The organism is Mucilaginibacter sp. P4_C11 (assembly GCF_056402115.1).
On the sequence record NZ_JBFUIA010000011.1, the window covers coordinates 36413 to 53840 of the forward strand.

The following is a 17428-nucleotide window of genomic DNA, read 5'->3' on the forward strand; positions in this document are numbered from 1 at the left end:
GGCTTAAAACAGTACAAAATTTCTAAGCGCACTGGCTTTCCCTTCCTTACCCGAGGCATTTAATGCACTTACTTTCCAATATATCTTCTCACCTGTAACGCCAAGTGTAAAGTTATACCCGGTAGAATTGACCGTCATTGGAAAATTGTTACTATACAGGGTGGTCGAATCGCTTTTAAATACATATAATTTATATCCCGGCACCCCGGTGACCGAATTCCAGCTTAACTGCACTGGTAAACTAATACTACTTCCGTTAGCCGGCGACACCAGGCTAACCTGTGCAGGCAGCGGCAATTGATAGGTTACATAATTAATAGCCGACCATTTGGATTGCTCAGTCTCATTTTCTGCCCTAACCCGCCAACCGTAAACCTGATCCTTCGGAAAGGTAAAATTAACCTGGAGCCCGGGGACAACCTGGTTATACACCAACGCATCTTCATTTGCAAAGTTATTTGTATCAATCTCCACCTGGTATTTAGTAGCGCCGTATAAGCTGTTCCATTTAAACAGGGATGCATTTGTGCTTGTAACCAAATTGTTAGCCGGTGATGCAAGGGTGACAGTTTGATTGGTTAGTGACGACTCTTCGACAACAAAGTTCCTGGTTGGCGAATAATTCGTCTGTGAGCTGCCATTTTCTGCCCTAACCCGCCATTGATAGTTTCCCGGCTCCAGGGTCGAAGTAAATTTGTTGCCTTTAACCAGCGTATCCAGGATCAGGCTACCAACGGAATCGAAACGGGGTGTAACCACTTGCAGCCTGTAACTTAGTGCATCCTCAACTTCATCCCACCAGAAATTAACGGTGTATTTAGTACTTAAGTACTGGTCTGATGGTGCTTCAAGCGTCACTTGCCTTTTGTCAATTGAAGGTTCTATGAACTCTTTACATGACGAAAGCAGTTCGTTTAAAGCCAAAAAGACAGGGAAAATGTAAAATAAGTGTTTAAGTTTCATTCCCGACTAATTTAGGAATAAGTATTAATTATATGAAAACAATATCTCGATAAAACAAAACTTTAGATTAAAGGATATTGCGATTCCCTTATAATTGTTATGATGTAAGGCTGCCAGAATACGACGGGGCGCTTTCAAGTATATTTTTTACCTGGATGGCGCAATTTTTCCATAAAAATTTGAAATAGAAAAAGGGGAGTATCGAACACCAGGGGTAAATGAAGTGCCGATTTTATATATTTGATTAACAGTGAATTATCGGAAATAAAAAACGGGACAGAACTGGATTTTTCCAGCCTGTCCCGAAGAGTGACCTGGGAGAGGATCGAACTCTCGACCCACTGATTAAGAGTCAGTTGCTCTACCGGCTGAGCTACCAAGTCGTTCCGGTTTTTTGCCGGGTTGCAAATATGCTAATTTTTATTTGAGCGCGAAAGTCTGAAAGCCGGAAAGTCTGAAAGTATTTTGTCATTTTCTAACTTCCTGACTTTTAAACTGCCGCGTACAAATCTTCACGTTGTTTTTGTACTACCGGGCTATTGATGTATTCATCGTAAGTCATCAGCTTATCAATATAGCCGCCAGGTGTTAATTCAATAATGCGGTTGGCTACGGTTTCTACCAGTTCATGGTCACGTGAGGTGAACAGTATGGTGCCCCTGAAGTCTTTCATGCCATTATTAAGCGCGGTGATGGATTCCAGGTCGAGGTGGTTGGTTGGTTCATCAAACATCAGCAAGTTGGCTTGTTGCAGCATCATGCGGCTAAACATGCAGCGCATTTTTTCACCTCCTGATAGTACATTGCTTTTCTTTAATACTTCTTCGCCCGAGAATAGCATCCGGCCTAAAAAACCGCGGATAAACTGATCGTCCTTCTCGCCTGGTGAATATTCGCGCAACCAGTCAATCAGGTTATCATCTTTGCCTTTAAAGTATTCGGCGTTATCAATAGGGATATCTGCCGGGTTTATGGTAACACCCCATTTAAATGTGCCCTTAAAATCGGTGTCTCTGCCGGTTAATACATTATAAAGGGCTGTTGTAGCAAGGCTGTTTTGTGATAATATGGCAATTTTATCACCCTTATTAACAGTGAAGCTAATATTATTGAACAACAACTCGCCGTTAAGCGATTTCTTCAGGTTCTCAACCTGTAATATCTGGTCGCCGGCTTCGCGGCCAAGGTTATTAAATATGATGCCCGGATATTTACGGTTTGATGGTTGAATTTCATCAATATTAATCTTGTCCAGAGCCTTCTTCCGGCTGGTGGCCTGTTTTGATTTTGAGGCGTTGGCGCTAAACCTGCGGATAAACTCCTGTAATTCCTTAACCCGCTCTTCCGTCTTTTTATTCTGATCAGAACGTTGTTTCAGCGCAAGCTGGCTCGATTCGTACCAGAAGGTATAGTTACCGGTATAAATGGTCATTTTAGCGAAGTCGATATCCACCACGTGCGTACACACGGTATCCAGGAAGTGCCTGTCATGCGATACCACCAAAACAATGGCCTCATACGAAGCTAAAAAATCCTCCAGCCAGCTCACGGTATGAATGTCCAGGTCGTTGGTAGGCTCATCCAATAGTAAAATATCGGGTTTGCCAAAAAGTGCCTGGGCCAACAATACACGTACTTTTTGGGTATTATCCAGGTCTTTTACCAAGTTGTAATGAAATTCCTCCTTTATGCCAAGGTTGCTTAATAGGGTAGCTGCATTACTTTCGGCATTCCAGCCATCCATCTCAGCAAAAAGATTTTCCAGTTCCCCGGCGCGTTCGCCATCGGCATCGGTAAAATCTTCTTTCAGGTAAATGGCGTCTTTTTCCTTCATTACAGCATACATTTCCTTGTGGCCCATCATTACGGTTTCAAGTACTGTAAATTCGTCAAAAGCATAGTGGTTTTGACTTAATACCGCCATGCGTTCGCCAGGGGTGAAGCTCACCGAACCACTGGTTGGGTCAATATCTCCTGAAAGGATTTTTAAAAATGTTGATTTACCGGCGCCATTAGCACCAATAATGCCGTAGCAATTGCCTTGAGAGAATTTAAGATTAACGTCTTCAAATAAAGTACGTTTACCGTAACGTAAAGATAGATTGGATACCGTGATCATGCTGCACCTGTAATTTGGCGCAAAAATAAGCTAAAAACTTCGTTTATGGTAAATTAAGCTGATATTATGTTTATGTAAATGATTGTGGATATGGGGAAGAATTTGTTTGCCCAATCTTTTTGTCAAACGTGGATACTATTGCACAAAAATATTCGCAGGGTTGAAACTAAACGCCTGATTTATACGTTATACACTATAATTTACCAATTATAAATAAATGGAACAACCTTTGACTATATTATTTTATATTAATTAATTTTTAATTTTTTCACAGTCATGGGAGCACTAATCGTGAGCTTAATTATTATCAACGTAGTAATAGCTGTCAACAACATACAAAAACGTAAGGTATACTAATAGCCTTAAAATGCCAGCGCAAATTTAGGCTAACAGGCCTTTTAAACTTTGCGTTTCATGGTCGGCTAATTTTTGCAGGGGCCCGGAAGCAAGCATCTTCAGCATCATGCTTAACTCTGCATTAATAGTAAAAACAACATCTGTTTGGTCGTTATTTGGGGATAGCGACCATTTTAGTTCTAAAGCAAAGGGTGGTTTTGCCGCCGGCTTAATTACAATTTCCTGGTTTGCAACACGGTTATCTATCTTTAATGATAGCTTGGCCATATTGGGTATGCTAAAACTTGCCTCATCGATGGTAGACACCCATTCCTGTATGCTATCGGGCATTAGTTTTTGGTGATTATTAAAATCTGCCAAATAGTTGTAAACCTCGTTTATCGGTTTGTTTATGCTGATGGAACTGGTAAATGTAGTCATAAGAAGTTTTAATTTTTGAGTGCTGAGTTATAAGTTTTAAATGGGCAAATGAAACTCACAACCCAATACTCATAACTCAAAACTATTTTTTAGCTTGATGCAATTTGCCCCCAGGCAGATGGCTTTTCGCGCCACTGGGCTAATAAGGCCACATCTTTTTCGCTGATGTATTGGTTTGCTTCGGCATATTTTATCAAAGCGTTGTAGTTTGATAGTGTTACAAAGGGGCAGCCCGCATTTTTAAAATTTTCGGTAGCTATATCAAAACCGTAGCTAAAAATGGCAGCAAGGCCCGCTACTTCAAATCCGGCGCTTTTTAACGCGTCGACAGCTTGAAGGCTGCTTTTTCCGGTTGATATCAGGTCTTCAATTACAACAACCCTTTTGCCGGTAGTAGTTTGCACATCGCCCTCAATTAAGCTACCTGTACCATGTTCTTTTGCTTTGGCCCGTACATATATAAAAGGCAGGCCCATTTCCTGCGCTACCAGCGCTCCTTGCGGAATGCCTGCTGTAGCAACGCCGGCTATGCAGCCAACACTACCAAATTTTTCCTGGATAATAACAGTTAATTGTTGCCTGATATAGGTGCGGATTGACGGATGAGACAGTGTTACCCTATTATCGCAGTAAATAGGCGATTTCCATCCTGATGCCCATGTAAAAGGATTATTAGGTTGTAATTTAATTGCTTTAATTTGCAGCAGGAACTCGGCAACCTGCTGTTCTATCTCATTATTATTAAACATGGCTCAAAAATACAGAATTTATATTAACGAAAAGGTTATCCTGCTGACTGAATCAGAACCTCATGGAGTAGAAAATTACGAAAAGCTTGATGCAGAGGTCTTTGATCTTAAAATAATTTACACCTGGATACTGGCCAACCCCAAAAAGCTGTTCTACATCAAATGTAATAATGTTAAAGAATTTTTAAAATCTGTTAAAAAAAGCATTACAGTTATTGAGGCTGCTGGTGGCCTGGTTAAGAATACCGCGGGTAACTATTTATTTATTTACCGTAACGATAAATGGGATTTGCCTAAAGGTAAAATTGAGAAAGACGAAAAAGTTAAAGAAGCCGCCGTACGCGAGGTAGAAGAGGAGTGTGGCATTAAAGTAAGCAGGCTTAACGAGAAAATTTGTAAAACCTACCATGTATATATAAACCGCGGAGAAATAGTGCTGAAAAAAACGCACTGGTTTAAAATGGATTGCAAGGGTAAAGAAAAACTAAAACCCCAAAAAGAAGAAGGTATTACTGATGTGCGCTGGTTTGAAAAAGAACACATCGAGCCTATTATCGACAATACCTTTCCATCTATACTGGACGTGTTACACAAAGAAAAACTGGCTACAAATAAGCTAATGCCTCTGAAGGGATAAACTGGGCCACATCGCCATGGTGGCGCATAATTTCGCGTACGATGGTTGAACTGATAGACGAGTAGCCGGGTTTACTTACAATAAATATGCTTTCAATGTCGGGCATTAATGCATGGTTCATCTGGGCTATTGCCTTTTCGTACTCAAAATCAGATACCGTACGGATACCCCTGATCATGTAGGTGGCACCGATGCTTTTGCAAAAATTTACGGTAAGGCCTTCATAGGCTACAATGTGTATCCGGTCGTCATGCTTAAAAACAGCCCGTAACATTTGCTCCCGGGTTTCAATACTCAATAATCCTTGTTTGCTGCTATTGGCGCCAACGCCTATATAAAGCTTATCAAACAGACCAACAGAGCGTTTGACAATATCTACATGTGCTTTGGTAACCGGATCAAACGAACCTGGGAAAAGGGCGATCTTCATAGTAGCATGGTGTTAATACTATATCAAAAGTAGTAATGATTTTTAAAGTTTAAGCACGCCGTTGAATTTAAAGCGCGATAATATCTTCCAGGTTGTAATAAACCTTAATGCCTTGCTCCAGGGCAATTTGTACATCGCCATCGGCCCCTTTTGATTCGCCGGTTATCCTTAAAATGGCATCACATTTGGCCAGTATCCGCCGCGATACCGGGTACGAGATTTCCTGATAAGCTTCATCCCCCGGATGTGTTGATCCTGCTTGCTTTAACAGGGGCAAGGCAAGCCATTCGCCTATTACCGGAATGTGCCCGGCCCTGAAAATGGGTAGCGCGGCTTCTTCCATTTTTCTTAAATTATTGGCCATCAGTTCGGGATCGTCATTTGTGCCAGATCGGTAGGGGCCTGCAATTAAAATGATTAAAGGTTTACCTGTCATGATACCAGGTTGTTTATTTGCGCGTACTGTAAAAGCATTATTGTTTTGGCGTCCTTAATTTCGCCGGTACTAATCATGTTTAAAGCCTGCATAAATGGCAGTTCCAATACTTCTATGTTTTCGTTTTCTTCATCCAGGCCGCCGCCGTCGCTTACTTTCATGTCGGGTGTATATTCAGCTACAAAAAAATATAATATTTCTGTTACCGATCCTGGCGACATGTAAGCCTCAAACACCTTTTTTATATTGGTTATTTTATAACCGGTTTCTTCCTCGGTTTCTTTCCTGATGCAATCTTCCGCGTTGTTTTCATCCAACAGTCCTGCGCAGCACTCAATAAGCATCCCGTCGTGGTTGCCATTAATATAGGTAGGCATCCTGAACTGGCGGGTAAGTATCACAGTTTTAAGATGTGTGTTGTAAAGCAATATAGTTGCGCCGTTGCCCCGGTCATAAGCTTCGCGCGTGAGTTGATGTACCGATCCATCTTGTTTAATAGCCTCAAACGTTACATTATTGAGTGTATACCAATTCTTGGAGAGGATCTCTGTTTGTAATATTCTGATTTTATCCATTATTTTGATTGTTTTTGATCTATTTTGATTATTTTTGAACAAATGAACGTTATTTAAATGAACTTTCAAAAAAGAAAACAAAAAATACTCGAGCAATTAGATAGTATCGGCGAGGTTGATATCAAAGAGTTGGCAGCGACCCTTGCTATCTCGGAGATAACCGCCCGGCGCGATTTAAACCAACTTGCCAGCGACGGTTTACTTTACCGCACCCACGGCGGCGCCATGAAGGTTGATCCTTTAGCAAAACCACAAGATTTTGTAAATAAAGTGGCACAAAACTCAAGTGCTAAAGACAATATTTGCCGCAAAGCTGCCGGGCATATTCACGACGGAGATATTATTTTTATGGATTGCGGCAGTACCGTTTTCAGGTTATGCCAGTTTATAAAAAATAAAAAAATAAAGGTAATAACAAACTCATTGCCTGTTATTTATGAATTGCAGAACTGCCAGGTCTCCCTGAATATAATAGGAGGAGAGTTCGACAGCAAAAGGCAAGCCGTACACGGCAAAGCAGCAAATGAGCATATTGGCCGATACAGAGCCGGTAAGGCCTTTTTAGGCGTTGACGGCATATCTCCAAACGGTTTATTTGCAAACAGCGAACTGGAAGCAGAAATAACATCGGCTTATATCAAACAAAGTGCCTTTACCTATATCTTATGCGATGCCGGTAAAATAAACAACGAGACTTATTTGAAATTTGCCGATATAAGCCAGGTTGACGCTATAATTACCAATGCAGATGATGAAAAGCTTCAGCTTTTTGCAGAAACCCCTTTGGTTATTCTGAAAGTGGATTAAGCCTGTTCGGCAGTATCGTTCCTAAAAAACGAAAACGATGAGTGTCCATACTTTCGCTGCTCCACAAATGACGGATGCTGACTAATGTTTTGCATCGATTGATGCTCTACAATCAGCAAAGCCCCTGGTAATAGTATGTTCCGTTCAAAAACTATTTTCGGTATCTCGGGGATCTTGTTCAGGTCATACGGAGGATCGGCAAAAACAAGGTCGTACTGCTCGGTTTCCATTTGCAGATATTTGAAAACATCTTCCTTATACACCTTCACCTGGTCAAGCTTATGCTGGCGCGATGTGTCTTTAAGATAGTTAACACAATGGATGCTCCTGTCTACAGATATTACTTCCGTTGCGCCTCTCGATGCAAATTCTAATGAAATATTGCCGGTGCCGCTAAAAAGATCAAGCACCTTGATGCCTTCAAATTCTATCTGATTCAACAGAATATTAAAAAGTGCTTCCTTGGCCAGATCGGTAGTGGGGCGCACCGGAAGATTTTTGGGTGGATTAAGCCTTAACCCTCTTAAAGTGCCTCCGATGATACGCATAATGACAGGGCAGAAAGTGACAATATTTTATGCCCCTCAATTTCAAGCGGGGTTTGCAGAATTTTAGTAGTATTCACCTCAACCTTTCCAAAAAATTCGGCCAGGCGGGTAATGTTTTTGTCGCCTGCATCAACGTCTCCACTTATATAAACGTAAGTGTAGGCGGGTTGCAGGTTTAACTCGTCGGTTACCAGGGATACAAAATAGGCCAGTTCATCTTCGCCGGCAAATTCAAATGTGTTGTAAAAACGCAGTTTGCTGAAATTGAAGTTGGCAATTTCAACCGTATCACCATTAATGTTTACGTACAGGTCTCTGTCGCCGGGCTGATTGCGGGCCAAAACATTTAACCAGCCCTTTGATGTGTAAACGGTGTGGCGCAAACCAAATTCGTCGGCTGCGTTTAATATAGTTTCGGGTGTTTTATAGATGATAACATTGCGGCTGTCAATTGGTTGCGATAACACTTTTTCGTCAGCTTTTACATCCAGGAAACGGGCCAGGTAGGCAAGTTTTTCCGGGTTAAAAACGGTTTGTGGCAGCAGCGAAAAACCGGTTGCAGGCAAGCCGATAACTACATTTTTAAAATTTGCTGATAACAGGTCGAGCAGCTCTTCCGGGTTACTTAATTCATCAAGCGGGTGATTGTCGGCAACAGCGATAAGCCTATTTTGATCGGTAACAGCGTAGGTAAACGTTGTTTTATCAATTTGTATCAATAAAGTATAACCTTGCGCCTTATCAAGGCTAAAGTCATCATCATGGTAGTTGTAATTATATTCGCTCATGCCGATTTAAACAAAAGTAATATTTTTTAGCAGATACCATATACATGGCGGCGGTTAATTGCTTGCATCCGGATAAAATCAAATCATAAACCTGGTGCATAACGCAAGTATAATATAAATGATCAGCGGCCTGAATATCGGTTTCGGATAGTAATCATCATCCGGGAAATACTTCCTGAAGAAATACCGCGACAATATAAACGCGGCGGCTATATGGAAAGCTATCGTAATACCGGCAACCTGGAGCAGCGGGATCATTTCATTAACGGTTAACGGTACACCTGAAGCCGCTTTTTTTATCACCTCCGGGCTAATATTAATGCCTGAGTACCTGATTGCCATAACGTATGAAAACTGTACAAACAATAAAAATATCAGTACTTCGGCTACGGCCTTCCGGTAACCGGCAACCCACAAATTAATGCAAAGCAGTACCCCGCCATATATAAAATTGAATACCGAAAACCAGAATATTGCTTTGCGCGAGTATATATCTACGTAGTCTTCTTCGCGCTGTTCTTCCTGCTTGTATTCCTCAAATTCCATGGCCAAATTTATAACTAATCTGCGTAGCTTTTTAATATGGCTAAAGGTTTTTCAATTACTTATCAGCATTTTTGCAGGGTGACAGTGATTGATCATATCCGCAAAGCATTTCCGCATACTCCCAACGGCCAGCAACTGGAACTGTTCGACAGGTTGCACACTTTTTTGCAAAGCCGCGAAGGTGATGAATGTTTTATACTGCGCGGGTACGCTGGTACCGGTAAAACTACCATAGTAGGGGCGTTGGTAAAAGCGCTTAAGCAGTATAATTATCGCTCGGTGCTACTGGCGCCTACAGGCCGAGCAGCTAAAGTGATCACCAATTACTCGGGTAAAAAGGCGTTTACTATTCACAAACGCATCTACCGTAAAAAGGCTGCCTTAACACTTGATGATGGTTTTGCCATCGCCGATAACCTGTCAAGCGATACGTTGTTTATAGTTGATGAGGCATCCATGATCAGCGACGAATCCATAGGTGGCCGGGTGTCGCTGCTGTTCGATTTGCTGCGGTATGTGTACAACGATAAAAACTGTAAGCTAATGCTGGTAGGCGATACCGCCCAGCTGCCGCCTGTAGGCTCAGATACCAGCCCGGCCCTGAGCGAAAAAATAATGCAGGATAAATTCGGCCTGACTATTTTTAAATATGAGCTAACCGATGTACTACGCCAGCAAAAGGATTCGGGGATTTTATTTAATGCGACCGAAATTCGTGACCTGATCAGGAAAGACGAAGCGGTTGCCCCTAAAATTGTAACCAAAGGCTATAAAGACGTTTTCAGGATGACGGGCGAACGGTTGCCCGAGGGACTTGAATACGCCTACCGGAAATACGGCTACGACAGAACACTCATCATCTGCCGGTCGAACAAAAACGCTAACCTGTACAACGGGCAAATCCGTAACCGGATTTTGTACCGGGAAGAGGAGCTAACCGGCGGCGACCAGATTATGATTGTAAAAAACAACTATTTCTGGCTAAAGGATAACGAGGAAAACAGCACCGATTTTATTGCCAATGGCGATATTGCCCGGATTCGTAAAGTGCGCCGAACGGAAGAAATGTACGGTTTCCGTTTTGCCGATGTGCAGATAGAATTTATTGACTACGCCGAAGACCCGGTATTGGATTGTAAAATATTGCTGGATACCCTGTATGCCGATTCGCCGGCTTTATCACAGGAAAACCAGAAAAAGTTTTACGAGGAGGTAATGAAAGATTACGCCCACCTTACCAACAAACGGGCCATGCACAACGAACTGAAGCTAAATCCATATTACAATGCCCTGCAAATCAAGTTTGCGTATGCCATCACCTGCCATAAGGCACAGGGTGGCCAATGGGACGCCGTTTTTGTTGACCAGGGCTACGTAACCGACGAAATGATCAATATGGATTTTCTCCGCTGGTTTTACACTGCCGTTACCCGCGCAACAACTGAGTTATTCCTGGTAAATTTCGATAACCGGTTTTACAAAGTTCCCGAGGTTTTTTAGTCATTAGTCATTCGCTACGCTGTCATTAGTCATTGGCTTTATCCTTGATTCCTTTGTCTGAAAATCTTTTGTCCAAAAGTCTTTCGTCCTTTGTCCAAAACACTATCTTTACTCCATAATCACTTCAACTACATATCAACAAAGGGTAGCCTGATGCCCGGCCTGTTATTACAGGTTCCCGGAAGCGCTGATTTTTCAGTGTAGGTTTTAAACACGTTTCAATTTTTATATTTCTAATCAAGCGTAATGAAAATTACAAACTTACCGGCAATGGGCATATGCTGCATTATTTTATGCGCGTTTGTTGCGGCCAAAGCAAATACACCTATGGATACCCTGTCAAATAAACAAAAAGTACTGTCATTTTATAAGCTGATTGTCGGCCAGCGAAAGGCCGAACTTGTCCCCGAATTTGTGCTGGAGAACTACAGGCAGCACAACCCTACAGTCGCCCAGGGCAGGGCCGGTATTACCGGCATGATCAATTACCTTAAAACGTTGCCTCCGCCGCCCGAAGGGGCCAAATCGCCCATTATAAGGGCCATACAGGAGGGTAATATGGTGGTTACCCACCTTGATATTCAATTCATGGGCAAACGGATGGTTGTTATCGATCTGTTCGAACTCGAAAACGGGATGTTGGCCGGGCATTGGGACGCCATCCAGGAGATGCCTGATCAAACCGGGCAAACCATCACCGCATCCAACGGAACTGCCGAAATTGATACTACCGCCTCTGCCGAAAATAGCAAGCAGGTTGTAAATGCATTTTATCAGGCTGTCCTGGATAAAAAAAGGCCCGCTGAATTGCTTAAGGTTAATTATACAGAACATGACCCCGCGGTTGCCAGTAGCGGTAAAGCATTGGACGAATACCTGTTGACCGGCCATAACCGCGAAATGAAAATTCACCGCGTTATTGCCGAGGGTAATTTTGTTGTGGTTCAATCGCAATTTAAAAGAGGAGGGAAGGGGTTTGTGTTTTACCAGATCTTCAGGGTTGAGGCCGGTAAAATAGCCGAGCACTGGAGTGTAGAGCAGGCGGTGCCGGAAGGTGTGGAGGTCGGTGATATGTTTTAACAGTCCACCCAGGTCATCCCGGATTTATTTCTTCCCATATGGGTTCTGGATGAAATAAACAAGGCAGGGTGTGTGTGATTCCTTCCCTGGGAAGGAGGAGGTAGGGGTTAAATCAGGCGTTCAAGTCGCTTTGTAACTTGTCGCATGTATAAACCCCTGCCTGCCTTTGCGCTCATTTCCGACCGCAGCCGTCAGGGAAAATACATCTAATGTCTTGTCATCGATAAAATGGCGGGTAGTCTTTAGCCCAAAGTCTTAAGTACCAAGTCAAAGAAGAAAAAATCAACTTTAGACTTACGACTTAGTACTTTTTTTCTGAAACATGGTTAACATAACTTAACACATTTCAAAAAAAATATTTATAAATGTCTAATAATCAATATTTTATAATTAATCATGGTTAACACTAAATTGATCGCGTAATGTAGGTGCATCCTAATATTTGTGCCTGTTGTTGGCCAATACAACTGCCTTCGGTAGCCGGATCATTTAACCAGGATCAGCCAATAAAAACAAGGTGTCGTTTGATGCTTGTATCGCTCATTCCATTAGCTATTTAGATGCGTTTCCCCTGCCGCGCCCCTCCCCAAACAGGGAATTAAAAATCCTCCGAACATCTGTGGAGACAACTCCAATAATTGCGGGCGGGTATACCAACAAGGGTGAAGAGATGTTGCCGCCCTGTTATCTAACACTATTTTTCAACCGTCGTGCATCCTCTGTCATCTTGATACTTGATACTCAATACTTGATACTAAACAGGGCGTTCCCTCCGCTGGTAGAAGCGGTGGTCAGGCTTTCTGTTCCAAGTCCTCGCAGGCCATTGCCCGCACAGCCAACACATGCTCCGGGCTTTCCACGCCAATCCTTAACGCAAGCTGCGGGTATGCTAAACCGATTTTTTCGAAATGTTAAATCTTCACTGGTAAGTCATTGCTAAATCGGTTTATTTCGTGGTATTGATAAAATTGCGCCGTTGTTGGAGTTGTCTCCAACAACATCGTTCTCGCTGGTAAACTTGTTAAAACATAAGCCGTATCCCAATTCCTTTTAGACAATGATCTGGCGATGCCAAACGATAACAACAGAGGGCAGATGGCTTTGGCTATTATGACATAATAACGATCGACGAGTTTGTTGGAGACAACTCCAAAAAAGTGCAGTCTATTATTTTACCTATTATATAGATTTTTAGAAATAACTAATTATTTAGTCCAGTTTAAAAAATAATTCTCCCGATATGCCGCCATTTGAATATGTATAAATCCCGGACATATTCATCCGTCCGGGATAATCCTTCCCTTTCCAAGATCTGGAGTTAACTTGTTTCTCACCAACTACGGTCCACATTAAAGTCAAATCTTCTTTTGCTAAAAATTTATCTATTGCAGACTTTCTGACCAAAAGCCCTCTTGATGATTTGTGGTTGACAGAAGGGTCGAAGCAAATTAATTCATTATTGGAGTCGACTAGTTCACCCTCTTTTGAGGAATAGTTTAACGATAGCCCATTCCATAAAATCTTAGCAGGTTTAGAAAAGCCTATCACATCCTCCTTGGAGCAATCATACTCCTCCTCCCAGTAATATTTTTCTGTAGTTCTTAAAAGATGTCCAATATATTTCCCTGTTTTATCGTGGTGTATAGAAATCCAGTCTCCGTTCTCATCTTCCGGGTCGGTAAAATATAAATACGATGGGGCTGAATAGAACTCCCTCGTAAACACATTCGATAGACTTTTCGCTTCGTCAAATTGACTCGCATGAAACCCATTAGCGACTTTATCTTTGATAGAATCTATTTGATTAGGTTTTACAAAGTAACTCCTTATTAAATACCAGACCTCCTTATATGGACCTTGTAATTTATCTTCGCCTAAATTATCTGGTTGGCTCCATACTGGGTGCAGATCTAACCATAACCAGTCAATATCATTTTGATCCTTAAATAGTATCACCTGCGGTGGATCGGGTTGACCTGTTGAATCCCTGACCCATTCATGATTATCTTGCTCCCATCGATGTGAAAACTTTTTTAACCAAGGACTTTCCGCTTTATCGCCATAGCCATCTGTTTTAGTCTTCTTAATGAGCATGGATGGATCTAAATCCCGCACACCCTTCATCCATGGCCCTTCATATTTTACGACACCATCTTCCGGCGCATATCCTTTTTCATATAACACGCAATTATCAGAAACCCTCGCCAACAATTCATGCATAATAATCCACTGATATTTTTTTCCGATTCGTTCTTTGTGTGCGCTTCCACGGCTTGATGGTTGTTTATTATCAAATTCAGTAAATAGATTTGGATCATATCCCATTTTAAAAATGAGATCAACGGCATAATTACTTAACCTGTTTTGATCTATATCAAAATCACTGAAAGTATAGCCAAATACATATCGGCCGAAATCACCATATCCTCCCATCTTACGGCCATACTCGGTGGTCATTGAAGACAAAATCGCAGTTGCCCCCCAATTGTCGTTCCCGTAGTGTCCTGAATCTGATTGGGGTTCATACTTCTTATCAATTGCCTCTACAGTGGGCAATCTTGTCGGCAGTTTTTTGCTTTTATAGGGAGGTCTTACGATAATCATATCCGCTTGAATTCGGATGCCTTTATCCCTTGCATATTCAACAACGCCACGAGCATAGTCACGAAGCAACACATGCGCAACAACCATTTTCTGATTAAAAATACGCTGGTAGGTATAATCAGCTATTTGTCCAACATGCTTTGTATGCTTAGATCTTAATAAGCATCCATAGGTCACAGCATACAACCGTTCTGTAATATAAATATCATCTACGCTTTCAAACTTCTCCAAAAGCGGAACAAGAAGATCTAACCGATGCTGTAACAAGTTAACCATTGATTTTGTGGCACAATCCCGCAGATAACGATTACAACTACAAAGAAACCATGCCATAGTAATGACCCCTAAAAATATCGAGGCATCATCAATATTTGCAACAGCATCTACGTCGAATGCCCAATCAACCAACCTCTTAATCGCATTCTGTTGTGACCCTGGGCCATATTTATCTTGCAACCAGGTTGTCCACTGAAGGTCCCGTTCCTGCATCTTAAATGTCGACAGGTATTGATGTAAGCTATCTGCATTAAAATAATACCCAGGTTTCATGGTAGTAGATATAACCGTATCTAAAAACTGATCGAAAAGATCCTCGTCCGGCATAACGACTTCATTGACAAAATTCTTAGTCATTTGGGTAATTGTATCTTCCTTTCGCCAGACAAGCGACTTGATAAAGGCTTCCGCCACAGGGTGATACATCTTACAAAATGGCGCAACCTCGAATAACTCCATCCCAATCCTTTCGGGTAATTGGATAGACAATGCCTCGATCAGGTTGTTGTAAATGCTTAATGCCCTGTAATCCTTTACCAGTTCGAATAATTTGCCGGAACTGAACGATATTTCCGGCCGCTTATCATCCAGGTAAAGATCCAATAACATCGATGCGACTATATGGTCCTGGAAACGCTGATAAGCAAAATAAACAACATAATAACTTTCACCGTTATCGTCCCAAAACAAATCTTCATTAAAAACTCCTTCGGAAATCAGTCTTTTTAGGAATGGCTGCGGATGTGCACATTTGCCTTTAAAAACCTCTTCCACAATTTCTGAAGCCGATTCATAACTTAAATGATCCGTATTATCGGCCACCATCTGCCGTACTGAATTTTGAACTGCCTTTCGGACGAGTTTAAGTTTATCATCAAATTCCCATTCCGTAGCCTGAGCCAATTTATAATTGATACCTTCCAGATAAAAATCGATAATTACTGTAATGCCGTTATATCCGGGAGGGATAGTACTCAATCCTCTCTTTTGCAAGGACTGGCAAAATAATTTCAGAAATAGCGGGTTTTGAAATTCGGGGTTTAATAACGGCGAACCCGGTTGTATAATACCATAATATTTGAAAAACATAACGGACGCTTCGTAGGATGCTTCTGCAAAACCAATGTGTTTAACTCTCACCGCCAGTTTTTGGTGAATAAGTGTTTCAGGTGCAATCAGTTCAACGAAAGAATCACGTATGCTGAGTACTAACCCCAAAAAGGGATAATGTTCCAGTAATTTGATAAAAGATTCCAATTTTGAAGGCCATATAAAACGACCTTCACCTTCATTTAATGCATCGATAAAAATAATTAATCTCGATCCATGGGATTCGGCTTTGGCATTTAGTGCGCCTAAAAACGTCAGCTCATCGATATTCGTCTTTAGCAACTGATGTTGTAGTATCTGTGACCATGGTGAGGCTTTTGTGGTAAAACTTTCGCCGAGCAATAGCAGGCTCAGCTGTTTCCTGGAAGCTCTTTTTTCTACGATATCTGCAAGTAAGTGTGATTTGCCAGCTCCCGCTTCTCCTGTCACAATGCATATCGGTAAGTTTGACAATGTGCATTCCGGTCCGTCAAAGAATTTATAAAATGTATATATTTCATCTATCAGCTTCTGCAGATCACTCATTTCCGTAGCAAAAGGCCGGCTTTGATATTGGGGTGTAGGCTTGTTCATCTCCCATTCCTGTCGAAGTTTATAAAGCGCAGAATCAATTTCATCTGCGAGGTTCTGACATTCATATAATGTCTTTTCCAGGATACGGTAATTGATGACTTTTGTGCCAGTGAATGTGGTTTGTAAATAATCCGATTTGAAATTGGCCATCAATAGTTCGAGCCGCTGTTCATAGTCGGTAAAGATTTCTTCCTTCGGAAAACGAAAGGATCTGTATTTTTCAAATAATTTTGCGAAATGCTTATTTAGACGTTTGACAAATCGCTCGTCTCTGGCCAACCCGTCGAAATACTTGGCGATCGGGAGTTCGAAATTTAAGGTAGCTGTATAACGGCCGCCTAAGGCGGATATGCTCTCACTGTTTCTGTACGCAAACCATTCGTCGTTAAATTCCTCTCTGTTAAACCAAAAGTAAGTCAGGCCCTCATTTTCTCGTGCCGAAATTCGGGTCACCAGTTCTGAATTACCCCAATACTCAATTTCGATAGTCATCCCTTTTTTTAGCGCATAAGCCTTCCACTCTTTAACCTTTTCCATCCATTTTTCTAATGAGGATTTCCGGTTATCCACCTTACCGTCAGGGCGATCTAAGGGGCAGCAAATGAAATATTTTTTTAGTTTGTTATGATGGTTGATGGTATCTATAACCGACTTATCGATTTGCTTCCATTGGCTATCGTTAAATGAACCCGTGAAATATTTGGCCTGCCATGCGTAGAGGTCGCCATTATCCAATTGCCAGTAACACTCCTTGCCACCATCAGGTTTACCCGCGCGGACAAAATCAACTTGTCCTCCAATCTGTTCCCGCTTAGCTAACTGACAGATCAGTTCTTCAAAACCCTCATGTTGACTGCCATTTAGCGGCCGGATATTATTCCAGTTTATCATTCCTTATATTCTATAAATT

The 17428-nt window shown here is 41.7% G+C and carries 15 protein-coding genes and 1 tRNA gene; 4 read left to right on the forward strand and 12 right to left on the reverse strand.

The genetic code is table 11. The annotated features are described in order from the left end of the window. Window positions 1-3: 3 nt before the first annotated feature. The 5 genes from AC1DU2_RS11925 to pyrE all read right to left on the reverse strand — a co-directional run bounded on the left by AC1DU2_RS11925 (window position 4) and on the right by pyrE (window position 4608). The gene (locus AC1DU2_RS11925; RefSeq protein ID WP_477384609.1) at window positions 4-963 is read right to left on the reverse strand and encodes a fibronectin type III domain-containing protein; all 960 of its coding nucleotides are present in this window, start codon (window positions 961-963) and stop codon (window positions 4-6) included. Between the two features lie 310 nt (window positions 964-1273). Then, a tRNA-Lys gene (locus tag AC1DU2_RS11930) sits at window positions 1274-1346 on the reverse strand. Between the two features lie 107 nt (window positions 1347-1453). Continuing rightward, the gene (locus tag AC1DU2_RS11935) at window positions 1454-3082 is read right to left on the reverse strand and encodes an ABC-F family ATP-binding cassette domain-containing protein (protein ID WP_477384611.1); all 1629 of its coding nucleotides are present in this window, start codon (window positions 3080-3082) and stop codon (window positions 1454-1456) included. Window positions 3083-3463: 381 nt separating this feature from the next. Next, on the reverse strand, window positions 3464-3859 hold the full coding sequence (locus tag AC1DU2_RS11940; RefSeq protein ID WP_477384613.1) for an SRPBCC family protein: 396 nt from the start codon (window positions 3857-3859) through the stop codon (window positions 3464-3466). Between the two features lie 89 nt (window positions 3860-3948). Further along, window positions 3949-4608 carry an orotate phosphoribosyltransferase gene (gene pyrE / locus AC1DU2_RS11945; RefSeq protein WP_477384615.1) on the reverse strand — a complete coding sequence of 220 codons (660 nt, stop codon included), beginning with the start codon at window positions 4606-4608 and terminating at the stop codon, window positions 3949-3951. Here pyrE and AC1DU2_RS11950 point away from each other — a divergent pair. Continuing rightward, window positions 4607-5245 (forward strand): NUDIX hydrolase, encoded by a 639-nt coding sequence (locus tag AC1DU2_RS11950; protein WP_477384617.1) that lies wholly within the window; start codon window positions 4607-4609, stop codon window positions 5243-5245. The genes pyrE and AC1DU2_RS11950 overlap by 2 nt on opposite strands. Here the strand turns inward: AC1DU2_RS11950 and coaD are convergent. The 3 genes from coaD to nudK all read right to left on the reverse strand — a co-directional run bounded on the left by coaD (window position 5214) and on the right by nudK (window position 6686). After that, window positions 5214-5675 (reverse strand): pantetheine-phosphate adenylyltransferase, encoded by a 462-nt coding sequence (coaD, locus tag AC1DU2_RS11955; protein WP_147059583.1) that lies wholly within the window; start codon window positions 5673-5675, stop codon window positions 5214-5216. The two genes, AC1DU2_RS11950 and coaD, sit on opposite strands and share 32 nt — an antisense overlap. 67 nt (window positions 5676-5742) lie before the next feature. Then, window positions 5743-6111, reverse strand: coding sequence for a DUF4406 domain-containing protein (locus AC1DU2_RS11960; RefSeq protein WP_477384619.1), 369 nt, complete (start codon window positions 6109-6111; stop codon window positions 5743-5745). Then, window positions 6108-6686, reverse strand: coding sequence for a GDP-mannose pyrophosphatase NudK (gene nudK, locus AC1DU2_RS11965; RefSeq protein ID WP_477384621.1), 579 nt, complete (start codon window positions 6684-6686; stop codon window positions 6108-6110). Before nudK ends, AC1DU2_RS11960 begins: the two co-directional genes overlap by 4 nt. 57 nt (window positions 6687-6743) lie before the next feature. Between nudK and AC1DU2_RS11970 the strand changes: the two genes are divergently transcribed. Continuing rightward, window positions 6744-7493 (forward strand): DeoR/GlpR family DNA-binding transcription regulator, encoded by a 750-nt coding sequence (locus AC1DU2_RS11970; protein WP_477384623.1) that lies wholly within the window; start codon window positions 6744-6746, stop codon window positions 7491-7493. On the opposite strand, the gene rsmD is transcribed toward AC1DU2_RS11970, so the two are convergent. The 3 genes from rsmD to AC1DU2_RS11985 form a co-directional block, all read right to left on the reverse strand. Beyond that, window positions 7490-8041, reverse strand: a complete 552-nt coding sequence (gene rsmD, locus AC1DU2_RS11975) for a 16S rRNA (guanine(966)-N(2))-methyltransferase RsmD (RefSeq protein WP_477384625.1) — start codon at window positions 8039-8041, stop codon at window positions 7490-7492. The two genes, AC1DU2_RS11970 and rsmD, sit on opposite strands and share 4 nt — an antisense overlap. Then, window positions 8017-8829: a DUF3822 family protein gene (locus tag AC1DU2_RS11980; protein ID WP_477384627.1), complete on the reverse strand. Its 813-nt coding sequence runs from the start codon at window positions 8827-8829 to the stop codon at window positions 8017-8019. The genes rsmD and AC1DU2_RS11980 overlap by 25 nt, the downstream gene beginning before the upstream one ends. Window positions 8830-8907: 78 nt before the next feature. After that, window positions 8908-9375, reverse strand: a complete 468-nt coding sequence (locus AC1DU2_RS11985) for a hypothetical protein (protein WP_477363035.1) — start codon at window positions 9373-9375, stop codon at window positions 8908-8910. A gap of 36 nt (window positions 9376-9411) precedes the next feature. Between AC1DU2_RS11985 and AC1DU2_RS11990 the strand changes: the two genes are divergently transcribed. Together AC1DU2_RS11990 and AC1DU2_RS11995 are read left to right on the forward strand one after the other, a co-directional pair. Beyond that, a complete protein-coding gene (locus AC1DU2_RS11990; protein WP_090646885.1) occupies window positions 9412-10875 on the forward strand; it encodes an ATP-dependent DNA helicase in 1464 nt (487 codons plus the stop codon). Window positions 10876-11121: 246 nt separating this feature from the next. Continuing rightward, window positions 11122-11955 (forward strand): nuclear transport factor 2 family protein, encoded by an 834-nt coding sequence (locus AC1DU2_RS11995; protein WP_477384629.1) that lies wholly within the window; start codon window positions 11122-11124, stop codon window positions 11953-11955. Between the two features lie 1209 nt (window positions 11956-13164). Here the strand turns inward: AC1DU2_RS11995 and AC1DU2_RS12000 are convergent. Next, window positions 13165-17409, reverse strand: coding sequence for a hypothetical protein (locus AC1DU2_RS12000; protein ID WP_477384631.1), 4245 nt, complete (start codon window positions 17407-17409; stop codon window positions 13165-13167). Window positions 17410-17428 lie beyond the last annotated feature (19 nt).

Excerpts from the sequence above, each read along its gene's own strand:
- AC1DU2_RS11925 (WP_477384609.1), bottom strand. The coding sequence starts at position 963 with ATGAAACTTAAACACTTATTTTACATTTTCCCTGTCTTTTTGGCTTTA.
- AC1DU2_RS11935 (WP_477384611.1), bottom strand. The coding sequence starts at position 3,082 with ATGATCACGGTATCCAATCTATCTTTACGTTACGGTAAACGTACTTTA.
- AC1DU2_RS11940 (WP_477384613.1), bottom strand. The coding sequence starts at position 3,859 with ATGACTACATTTACCAGTTCCATCAGCATAAACAAACCGATAAACGAG.
- AC1DU2_RS11950 (WP_477384617.1), top strand. The coding sequence starts at position 4,607 with ATGGCTCAAAAATACAGAATTTATATTAACGAAAAGGTTATCCTGCTG.
- pyrE (WP_477384615.1), bottom strand. The coding sequence starts at position 4,608 with ATGTTTAATAATAATGAGATAGAACAGCAGGTTGCCGAGTTCCTGCTG.
- coaD (WP_147059583.1), bottom strand. The coding sequence starts at position 5,675 with ATGAAGATCGCCCTTTTCCCAGGTTCGTTTGATCCGGTTACCAAAGCA.
- AC1DU2_RS11960 (WP_477384619.1), bottom strand. The coding sequence starts at position 6,111 with ATGACAGGTAAACCTTTAATCATTTTAATTGCAGGCCCCTACCGATCT.
- nudK (WP_477384621.1), bottom strand. The coding sequence starts at position 6,686 with ATGGATAAAATCAGAATATTACAAACAGAGATCCTCTCCAAGAATTGG.
- AC1DU2_RS11970 (WP_477384623.1), top strand. The coding sequence starts at position 6,744 with ATGAACTTTCAAAAAAGAAAACAAAAAATACTCGAGCAATTAGATAGT.
- rsmD (WP_477384625.1), bottom strand. The coding sequence starts at position 8,041 with ATGCGTATCATCGGAGGCACTTTAAGAGGGTTAAGGCTTAATCCACCC.
- AC1DU2_RS11980 (WP_477384627.1), bottom strand. The coding sequence starts at position 8,829 with ATGAGCGAATATAATTACAACTACCATGATGATGACTTTAGCCTTGAT.
- AC1DU2_RS11985 (WP_477363035.1), bottom strand. The coding sequence starts at position 9,375 with ATGGAATTTGAGGAATACAAGCAGGAAGAACAGCGCGAAGAAGACTAC.
- AC1DU2_RS11990 (WP_090646885.1), top strand. The coding sequence starts at position 9,412 with ATGGCTAAAGGTTTTTCAATTACTTATCAGCATTTTTGCAGGGTGACA.
- AC1DU2_RS11995 (WP_477384629.1), top strand. The coding sequence starts at position 11,122 with ATGAAAATTACAAACTTACCGGCAATGGGCATATGCTGCATTATTTTA.
- AC1DU2_RS12000 (WP_477384631.1), bottom strand. The coding sequence starts at position 17,409 with ATGATAAACTGGAATAATATCCGGCCGCTAAATGGCAGTCAACATGAG.